The sequence below is a fragment of the Bifidobacterium sp. MSTE12 genome, assembly GCF_000513015.1.
Taxonomy (GTDB): domain Bacteria; phylum Actinomycetota; class Actinomycetes; order Actinomycetales; family Bifidobacteriaceae; genus Bifidobacterium; species Bifidobacterium dentium.
The window spans coordinates 1-10079 of record NZ_AZYA01000009.1 but is presented as its reverse complement, the minus strand read 5'-3'; the positions used below and the strand labels follow the sequence as shown (position 1 = coordinate 10079).

General features: G+C 53.8%; 6 protein-coding genes and 1 pseudogene. 3 read left to right on the top strand and 4 right to left on the bottom strand.

What is annotated here, in order from left to right; translation table 11 throughout:
• Positions 1–1428, top strand: a 1428-nt coding sequence (locus HMPREF1494_RS02895) for an alpha-amylase family glycosyl hydrolase (RefSeq protein ID WP_034519365.1), incomplete at its 5' end; no start/stop codon positions are given.
• A gap of 762 nt (positions 1429–2190) precedes the next feature.
• Here HMPREF1494_RS02895 and malQ read toward each other — a convergent pair.
• Together malQ and HMPREF1494_RS02885 are read right to left on the bottom strand one after the other, a co-directional pair.
• On the bottom strand, positions 2191–4362 hold the full coding sequence (malQ, locus tag HMPREF1494_RS02890) for a 4-alpha-glucanotransferase (RefSeq protein ID WP_034519360.1): 2172 nt from the start codon (positions 4360–4362) through the stop codon (positions 2191–2193).
• Positions 4363–4855: 493 nt separating this feature from the next.
• The gene (locus HMPREF1494_RS02885) at positions 4856–5911 is read right to left on the bottom strand and encodes a LacI family DNA-binding transcriptional regulator (RefSeq protein ID WP_034519356.1); all 1056 of its coding nucleotides are present in this window, start codon (positions 5909–5911) and stop codon (positions 4856–4858) included.
• Between the two features lie 371 nt (positions 5912–6282).
• Here HMPREF1494_RS02885 and HMPREF1494_RS02880 point away from each other — a divergent pair, with 371 nt between their 5' ends.
• Positions 6283–7644, top strand: coding sequence for an ABC transporter substrate-binding protein (locus HMPREF1494_RS02880; RefSeq protein WP_034519353.1), 1362 nt, complete (start codon positions 6283–6285; stop codon positions 7642–7644).
• 68 nt (positions 7645–7712) lie between these two features.
• Here the strand turns inward: HMPREF1494_RS02880 and HMPREF1494_RS02875 are convergent, their stop codons facing one another.
• Together HMPREF1494_RS02875 and HMPREF1494_RS02870 are read right to left on the bottom strand one after the other, a co-directional pair.
• Positions 7713–8723 (bottom strand): LacI family DNA-binding transcriptional regulator, encoded by a 1011-nt coding sequence (locus HMPREF1494_RS02875; RefSeq protein ID WP_034519350.1) that lies wholly within the window; start codon positions 8721–8723, stop codon positions 7713–7715.
• A 156-nt stretch (positions 8724–8879) separates the two neighbouring features.
• A complete protein-coding gene (locus tag HMPREF1494_RS02870; protein ID WP_274599574.1) occupies positions 8880–9593 on the bottom strand; it encodes an extracellular solute-binding protein in 714 nt (237 codons plus the stop codon).
• 357 nt (positions 9594–9950) lie between these two features.
• Here HMPREF1494_RS02870 and HMPREF1494_RS11420 point away from each other — a divergent pair.
• Positions 9951–10079 (top strand): annotated as a pseudogene (locus HMPREF1494_RS11420) (alpha-amylase family glycosyl hydrolase); the annotation flags it as partial.

Below are 10079 nucleotides of genomic sequence, written 5' to 3'. Positions count from 1 at the left end.
ACCGCCAACAAGCATCGGATGTTCCTAGAGGCTCTTGCCGCGGGGCGCGGCTCCAAGGAACGCGACCGCTACATCTTCCGCGAGGGACGCGGTGAGAACGGTGAACTTCCACCGAATGACTGGATCTCCCTGTTCGGCGGCCCAGCCTGGGAGCGTGTGGAAGATGGCCAATGGTACCTACATATCTTCACCAAGGAACAACCAGACCTCAACTGGAAGAACCCGGAGGTACACGAGGAATTCAAGAAAACGCTACGCTTCTGGTCCGACCATGGCACTGATGGCTTCCGTATCGATGTGGCGCACGGCCTGGCCAAGGATCTTGAATGCATGCCACTTGAAGAGATGGGCAAACGCTATCCGATTCACGAATCGCTATGCCATGACGGCACTAACCCGATTTGGGATCGTTTTGAAGTGCACGACATCTACCGCGAGTGGCGCGAAGTGTTCAACGAGTACGATCCGCCACGCTTCGCCGTCGGTGAGGCCTGGTGCGTACCGGAGCATCAGCATCTGTACGCCTCCCCCGAAGAGCTGGGACAGGTGTTCAATTTCGAGTTCGCCGAAGCCAACTGGAACGCCGCCGAGATGCGTACCGCCATCGAGGAGGGCTTGGATTCAGCCACACATTCCGGCGGCTCCACCACCACGTGGGTCATGAGCAACCACGATGTACCGCGTCATGCCAGCCGTTACGCCCTGCCTCAGATCAAGACCCCCAGTCATCATCAGGTAGCCAAGGACTGGTTGCTGCGCGACGGCACCTCTTATATTGAAGACCGTGAACTCGGCACCAAGCGCTCCCGCGCCGCCATCATGATGGAAACCGGGCTACCAGGTTCTGTATATGTGTATCAAGGAGAGGAACTGGGCCTGTTCGAGGTAGCAGATATTCCTTGGGATCGTCTTGAGGACCCAACTCCGTACTTCACCACCCAGCGTTATTATGAAAAGGGCCGCGATGGCTGTCGCGTGCCGATGCCGTGGATCGCCGCGGACAAGCCGACGCCGGCTTCCTGGAATGAGAGTTTTGGCGACGGAGCCTCCTTTGGCTTCTCCCCCGTCACCAAGGTGGATGGTACCCAATCCGAAAGCCCCCATTTGCCGCAGCCTCTCTGGTACGGCAATTTCACCGCCGACAGCGAAGCACAGAATCCGGATTCAATGTTGTCGCTGTATCGCGCAGCACTCGCCGCACGTCAGGACATACTCACCGCCACGGCGGATACCTCCTGCACTCTAATCGACGCAGGCGATGAGATAATCGCCTACACGCGCCCTGCCGCCGATGGTCGCACATTCGCCTCCTATACGAACTTCGGTAAGACTCCAGCTTCGCTGCCAAACGGAGAGATCATACTGGCGTCTGGCGATGTATCCAACGGGCAATTGCCCCAAGACACAACCATCTGGATGCTGCTCTAATCCACACATTGAATGCTCCCGTGTTGCCCCCGATGAAGCATCAGCAACACGGGAGCATTACTGTCACAAGAATCTCCCTCGGCCCTCCGTCTCGCAGCGTCTGGCACGGCTGCGCATGCGGCCACCGAACTAAGCGATGGGTTGCTGGGACAGGTTGCGTAGGTTACATGGCATGAACGGAGTGACGATTCAAGATTATGGCCAGAGCAGCCGGAGTGTCAGTGGCCACCGTTCCCTGGGTGGCGAACAACAAAGGTCAACATTCCAGAATCCATAAGAAGCCGAGCACGCAAGGTTGCACAACAATTTGGATATCGCCCCAACGCATTGGCGAAGGGTTGAGTCAGTGGGCTCTCTAAACTTATTGGCTTCATCAGCGATGGCGCGCCCCATGCCGGACAAGTCATTCGAGGCTCGCAGGATGAGGTATGGCATCAAGGTATGATTCTGCTGATCGTGGACACCAATGGTGAAAAACGTTGAACCGCAGGCCCTTGAATCCATGATGGACCACCAGATAGATAGCATCATTCATTCATCTTGGGCGCACCGGCAGGTAACTCCTCCCGAAATCTTACGCAAAACCAGAGCGGTTCTGGTGAACTGCTCTGCTAGGCACGCTGAATTTCCATCGGTGGTTTCCGATGAAATCGGCGGCGGTCGCTCGGCAACCAAATTGCTATTAAAATCATGTCAAGAGCCGTCGTGACACATATTGCCGCGACGGCTCTTGACTCAGCTATGCTAAGGAAACGGTCTGTCTCAAGCATCCATGATGGCAGCTAACGATTTGACTCGTGGCAAATCGAACACTTCGTCGGTGTGCACGACACGTCCATGCTCATCAGCCAGCGGAATACGCCAATTCGGATACTGATCGGACGTTCCAGGCTGGTTCTGGGTACGACGCTCGCCGACGCCATCAACCAGTGCGGCCTGTATTAGCAACGATGGTGATTTACGCAGCATGGCGTGCATGGCTTCAACAATCTGCGGGATGTGGCTGTCCGCATCGTCAGCTTCCTCATCGGAGATCAGACCAAGTGTCCGCAGACGATCGAGCATGGCCTGACGTTCCGCGGTGGCCGATGCTTGGAAGGATTCCACCGATTCGGTAAGCAGATGGAGCCGCTCACGCAACTGTACATGCTCAAACTGCAGGTACCCTGCGGTCGGTGGCAGATCGTGCGTAGTGACGGACGCTAACGCATACTTGCGATAGTTGGTCGGATCATCGTATGGATCGCCTGCGTTGGGAGAGTCATCCACTCGTGCGAACCACTCCACCACGGTACCAAGCACACCATGTGAAGCAAGCACCTTGCGTACATAGTTCGGCACTGTACCCAAGTCCTCACCGATCACCAGGCCGTCCGCACGGGAGGCTTCGATGGTAAGGATGGCTATCATCGCATCAACGTTGTATGTCACGTAGGCACCGTTCTTGGCGCCTTCGCCCTGAGGAATCCACCATAGGCGGAACAGGCCGAGTACATGGTCGATACGCACCGCACCGGCGTGAGCGAACATGGTATGCACCATGTCACGGTACACACCGTAACCGGTGGCGTTCAGATAATTCGGATTGAACGGCGGCTGACCCCAATCCTGCCCCTGTTGGTTGTAGAAGTCAGGCGGGCAGCCCACGGTCACGCTACCGACAGCGAATCGTTCCGGATTCCACCACACATCCGCACCTAACGAATGCACACCCACGGCCATGTCCTGCATCAAGCCTAATGCCATACCGGAGTTCTTGGCAATCTGCTGAGCCGCCGACACTTGTTCGTCGGCAATCCACTGCAACCAGCACTGAAATTCAACCAAATCGGCATGCTCACGTATAAGTTCGGCCACTTCCGGCGAGTCACGATTGGTGTCGTTAAACCAGGAAGTTTCCCACGGCGCACCCCACACCTCGAACGCCACAGACCAAGCAGCGAACGCTTTCAAATCCGGACCGGCCTGCTCCTTGAACCGTTCGAAGGCAGACTGACGCTCAACGGAACGCGGTTGCCTGAAGATGATTTTCAACGCCTGTCGTTTATGACACCATGCGGAATTGATGTCCATCGGATTCACATCATCATTGGCAGCCGACACCTGCGCATGCAGACGCGCCACCTCCGCCTTATCGGATTCACTTAGATCAGCGTATTCGGCGATATCCTGCGGACGAATATACGTGACATTCAGGAAGCGACGGGATTCCGGCAGGTACGGCGAAGGCTCCAACGGCGGGATCGGCGCACATGCGTGAATCGGATTGATCAGCATAAAGTCGGCATGCGTTTTTTCTGCAGCGTCCTTGAGGAGGTGTCGCAAATCACCGTAATCGCCCACACCCCACGATTCGGCGGAACGTACGGAATACATCTGCGCCATCCATCCCCAACGTTGCCTATCGGCCACCGCTTTCGGGACCGGAATACTGGCAGGTGCACAAATCAGCGTCGCCTCGCCATATGCGTCGCCAGCATTGATACGCAACGTGTGATAGCCAGAGGGAATATCATCTGGCAGGTTCAATCTCAATGTACCGTCATTCTCTGCTAATAGGCACATCGCCAGATTGCCTGCGTAGGCGGTACCGTCTTCCAGCAGCAGGCGCAATGTAACGTTCCGGCCTGCCGGACGAATCGGAATGGCGGTAGGCGTACCGAGGAATTTAACAATGGTCGACGGCACCAGCGTAGTCTGGGTCTTACGCACAGTTGCCTCATATGATTTCGTAACCGCCTCATCGGTGGAGGCATCCACGCCAAGCGCCCGCAGTACGGAGACGAGTACTTCGTCGCGAATCTCCACATAAGCGCCCAACTGATCGATGTATGATGTCGAAATACCGTTGGCTTTGGCTAGCTGAATCAACGGACGTGCAAGACGTTCGGCGCTTTCTTCATTTCTGGGTGCAGCGACTGGTGAATTCGGCATCTTCGCTCTCCTTTGCTGGCTGATCATTGCCAGACTGCGTAATCATATGAATCCCTGAGCCTGTTATCACCATCATGAACAGATAGTGCAACAGGAATGTTTCTCATCTTTAGAATATCGCAGATTGACATCGTTTGCAATATCAACAAACGGCATGTTGCGGCGCTTATGGCGACACCACGTCAACAATCTGCATCCTTGGATATTGTTTTATGACATACGTTTGCACTACGACGTTTTGCACACTGCCCGCATTCATCGTCACATGAGCAGACTAGAACAGTGCAAACAGCGACAACATCACCGGATGTAAGATCAGAATATGACGAACAGCACGGCAATGAAAATCGCGCCGATGCCGTAAGCCATGATGAGCATGGAGTTGTCGCTGACGTCACAGCATACAACACTATCGATATGCAGTACCGCTTACATCGAACTGACGTATTTCCTGCAGAGTGAGCGACAGCCAATGCATGGCCCTTTAGGTTCGCTACTCGTTGATTGCCCGGTCATTGTCACGCAACACCAACTGCACCGGCGCGTCGGTCTCACGTAAGGTCAGGCGAGCATGCATGATTTCATGCGGCTGACCGAGAGTCTCCTCATTAATGAGTGTGAGCGCTTTATGTGCGGCTTTGCGGCCCATCAGAAACGGATCTTGTTTCATGGTGGTCAGGTTCATGATATCCGCATACTGACTGTCATCAAATCCGATAATCGAATAATCCCGCGGCGTGAGCTTGTCATACCGTTCCAGTCGCACAATCAGCGGAATCGCAATGGTGTCGGTTTGACAACAGATTGCATCCGGGAATTGATCAAGCGCCAACAACGAGGCCAAGGCACTGTCGGCGTAGCCACCATCGCGCGGCACTTCAAGCACCTTCCAGTGCAGGTCGTGGCTTGTCTCAGCGGTCTGACAAGCATGGATGAAACCTTGACGACGAGCATCGATAGAGGCATTAAGCGAATCGGCGGCGCGCGAGCAGATGTACACGATATATTTGTGACCGAGATTGATGAGATGCTGCGTAGCAATCATCATGCCCTCGTCGTCGTCAATGCATACGGTGGCATCGAAATCTTCACGTCCCGGCGTATTGATACCAACGATCGGCACACGAATGCGCTTGAGCTGCTCAACTTCACGCGAATCGACGGCGAAGGAAGCGACGAATACTGCATCCACATTGCGACGTACCGGCAAAGTGGTGAAGAACCGTTCGCGGTTCTCAGCGGTATCGATATGCTGGAACAGTGAAATGTCATAGCCAGCACCATGCATGACATCATCCAACCCAGCAAGCGCCCTGTTATTGAACCAACTGGTGATGTCTTCATTCATCAGCATCGCCGCACGATAGGTCAGGCCAGACTTGAGTGCCGTGGCAGAACGGGAAATGTTGAAATCAAGTCTGTCGGCGGTTTCCAACACCTTCCGACGTGTTTTATCGGATACCAAGTCAGGACGCGTGAAAGCTCGCGACACCGTGGAAACGGAGACGCCTGACGCTTTGGCCACCTCACGAATGCCTACTTTGGTCATGATGCCCCTTTGCTACTTCTCGTCTCGCACGGCACGCGACACATTCGTTGTGCGCGCACGGACATATCTACGTACATCATACTGCCAACGTTGTCAAAAATGGAACGGTTAAAGAAGATACCGTACTTCTTATCCACAATTGCAAACGAATGTAAACCAGCAGGAATGGATGCGCCGCACATGATTCTAATAATGTATAAATCACTGTGATTCCAGTGTGTAAAAGTTTGCAAAAATATGTTACGATGAACCCATCGTACCGATTCCGTAGCGAACCAGTACGATGGCATGGCGATTTTGCAAAGGCGTGAAATCGACAAGCAACAGTGGAAGGGAAAACGGCATCAGGCCGTAAGAGCAAGGAGCAAACGATGAAGTCGGCTCAGAAAATTATCGCAGCTATGGCAGCATGCACCATGGGTGTTGGCATACTGGCCGCATGTGGAGGAGGTTCCGCAAGTTCGAGCGATGGCAAGGTGTACTTCCTCAACACCAAGCCAGAAATCGTGGACCAACTGCAGGAACTTGCCAGTGCCTACACCAAGGAGACCGGCATCAAAGTCGACATTGAGACCGCAGCCTCTGGCACCAGCAACCAGACCCTCACTTCGGAGCTATCTAAAACCGACGGCCCATCCATGTTCAACATCGCAGGCTTCGATCAGTATGCCAAATTCAAGAAGTATCTTGAGCCGGTGCAGGATTCCGAAGCATACAAGCTACTCACCGACGAGGGCAAAAGCTACGCTTTCAAAGATGGCGATGAAGCCTATTCCATCCCATACGCCGCAGAGTGGTATGGCATCATCTACAACAAGAAGATCATCAGGGACTATTGCGCCAAAAGCTATGCAGTAATCAAATCCGTCGACGACATCACCGATTACCAAATCATGAAGGCCGTGATGGACTCCATCCAGGAACACAAGGCCGATCTCGGACTCAATGGCGCCGTATCAACTCCGGGTCTGGACGCCTCCGATAACTATCGCTTCTCAGCACACATGACCCGCATCCCGATGTTCTATGAACTCAAGGATGACGGAGTGAAGTTCACACTTGACATTACCGGCAAATATATGGGCAACTACAAGGATTTATGGGACACCATGGTCAAAGACAGCCCAACCGAATCATCGATGATCAGTTCCGTGACCTACGAGGACTCCACCGCCGAATTCTCATCCGGCAAAGTGGCGTTCTACCCGAACGGAGTGTGGGCCTACACCCAGATCAAAGGCAACGATGTGGCCGACGAGGACCTCGGCATGTTGCCATATTTCATGGGTATCGATGGCGAAGAGGAGTATGGTCCTGCCGCCGTATACGACGCGAACTGGGCCATCAACAAGAACGCGTCCGACAAGGATAAGAAGGCATCCCTCGACTTCATTAAGTGGATTGTGAGCAGCGATACTGGCAAGAAGACACTCGCCAAAGAAATGGGCTTCGCCGTACCGTTCACCACATTCGGCGATGACGAACAGCCTGACAATCCGCTGGTCGCCGCAGCCAAAGTGTGGAGCGACGACAAAGGCAAGAAGACCGTTTACAGCGCCAACATCCCGGGACAGCAATGGATGGACAACATCTCCAATGCGCTGGTCGAATACACTCAAGGCACCGGCAGATGGGACGCCGTGACCGATGCCTTCGCCAAGAGCTGGAAGACCGAATGGACCGCCTACAAGGATTCCACTGGCATGCTTCCGCCGTCCGACAAGTTGGAGTAAACCATCATTTCGGTTCTCATACGTAGGGGCACGCGATCATTCGCTGCCCCTACGTCGCGCCTTATCACTCACATCAACCGCGCGACACTACTACGTTCCACCAGCCGCGCAGGCACACGCTCATGTGGCTGCACCACGGCATCGCCACGAATCAGCGCCAACGCCTTCATGGCGGCGCTGCGTCCTAAGTCATACGGACTTTGCCGTGCGGTGGTCAAGCCACTTTCCTTCGCGTAAAGGCCGTCATCAAAACCGGTCAGAGACAGGTCATACGGCACCGACATCCGTCTGCGGGTCATCGCGAAAAACAGCTGCATCGCAACCGAATCCGTAATGCAACACACCGCGGTAGGGCGAGGTTCCAGGGTGAAGACACCGTCCAAAACGGCTTCGCCTGGATCTGCGAGATGCTCGTCATACTCCACGACATGCGCGCGAATCGCATCCCCTGCGACGGCACAAGCTTCTTCAAAACCCTCTTGGCGCAAATCGGCGCTGTGTGGAATTTCCGGAGCATGGCGGTAGCGCACAAATGCGATATCGGTATGTCCAGCCCGCAGCACGCATTCCGTTATCATACGCATACCTGCACGGTCATCGATGCCGACGGTGGCATCGTACCCTTCGCTTGAAGGTGTGTTGACACCGACAATCGGCAGCCTCACGCTCTGTAGACGAGGAACCTCATCGGGATTAATCGCAAATGACGATACAATTACGGCATCCGCATTGCGACGTACTGGCAGTTGCTCGAAGAACGCTTTACGCTCCTGCGCGGTAACAATTGGGAACACCGAAATATCGTAGCCGGCCGAATGCAACACTGAATCCAACCCGGAGAATAGATTGGCATTGAACCAAGAGGAGATGTCTTCGCTGATCAACAACGCAACACGTAGCGCTTGCCCAGTTTTCATAGCCGTGGCCGATCGAGATATTGAATAGTTCAGTTCATCAGCCGCCTTGAGCACACGCTCACGTGTTTTCGGAGAGACCAGATCGGGGCGCGCAAATGATCGTGAAACGGTGGCGACCGAAACCCCGGCTTTGACGGCAACGTCGGTAATCCCAGCCTTCATCAGTCAACCCCTTGAGACCGCACACCTTTACATCCTGCAATTACAAGTATAGCGGTGCATAAATCCCGTTTCGGAGCACCAGTGTACGTCAGCGATGGAGCCGCACACGTACCTAGGTCGCCATGATTATCCAATGGTCTTTTGGCCGGCCACCCGTCACTCCTCGAATGGCTGAGCTACCGGCATGGAACCGTTGGTTTCTTTGTTGTCCTGCCATTCGGATGGCCAATTGTCTACATAGGCTTTCTTGACGGCATCCCAATCGCCTGTACCCTGAGAATAGTTGAGCAATGCGTTGGTGAATCCATCCTGCCAAGTACCCGAAGGCAGAGAGAACGAGCGAACATACGGCACTCCATTTTCCTGATACTGCAATGCAGCTGTAGTGAGCGGATTGTCAGGTTGGTCCTCGGGCGTGAAGGAGGTGAATGGAGCCGAGAAGCCCATATCCTGGCTGAGAGTCTTCTTACCTTCATCAGAAGTGACCAGCCATTTGAGGAAGTCAAGAGTGGCCTGCTGATCCTTCTTGGAACTTTTCTTATTCACGGCCCAGGAGGCATCGTAGATTGAAGCCGGACCATAGACTTCCTCGCCCTCGGCTCCGATATAGATTGGTACCATGCCGAGATCCTCGTCGGCCACCCCGTTGCCTTTGATCTGGGTGTAGGCCCACACGCCGTTTTGGTAGAAGGCGACCTTGCCGGTGGAGAATTCGGCAGTGGTGTCTTCATGGGTCTTGCTGGAAAGCAGCTTCGCATCAACCGTGGAATTGGTGGTGTATAGATCCCACAGATTTCTCAGGTCATCCAAATAGGCATCCTTCACTTCCTGCTCGAAAGTGGTATCGGCATCCTTATATTCCCAGAACAGTGGAATGCGGGCGAGATGGTGGAGATGGACACGGCCTTGGCCGCCACGTCGTAGATAGATGATGCCATACGAACTCTCCCAAGATTTCCACTGCCTTCCGCAAGTGATTCCTTTACTCTACGCCCTGCATACGAGTCGACAGCGAAGAAGGCGTGTTTGCAACAACTTCGTACGTGAATGTGACGCGAATGATCAGATGAAAAGCATCATACGAATCTTCTTTTGAAAACGCTTGCAATACTGTATATAGACTAAAAACATACCATTTTTGACAAATCATAATGTATGTGTTTACATTATAGCCAGAAGCACATGAGAGTCAACGCGGACCACATCATGAAGGAGAAATGAGTTGATATGAGCGAACCCACTATTGACATCAATGCCGATATATGGTGGAAACAGGCGGTAGTCTATCAGATCTACCCACGATCATTTGCCGATACTACCGGTTCCGGCCTAGGTGACATTCGCGGCATCTCCACC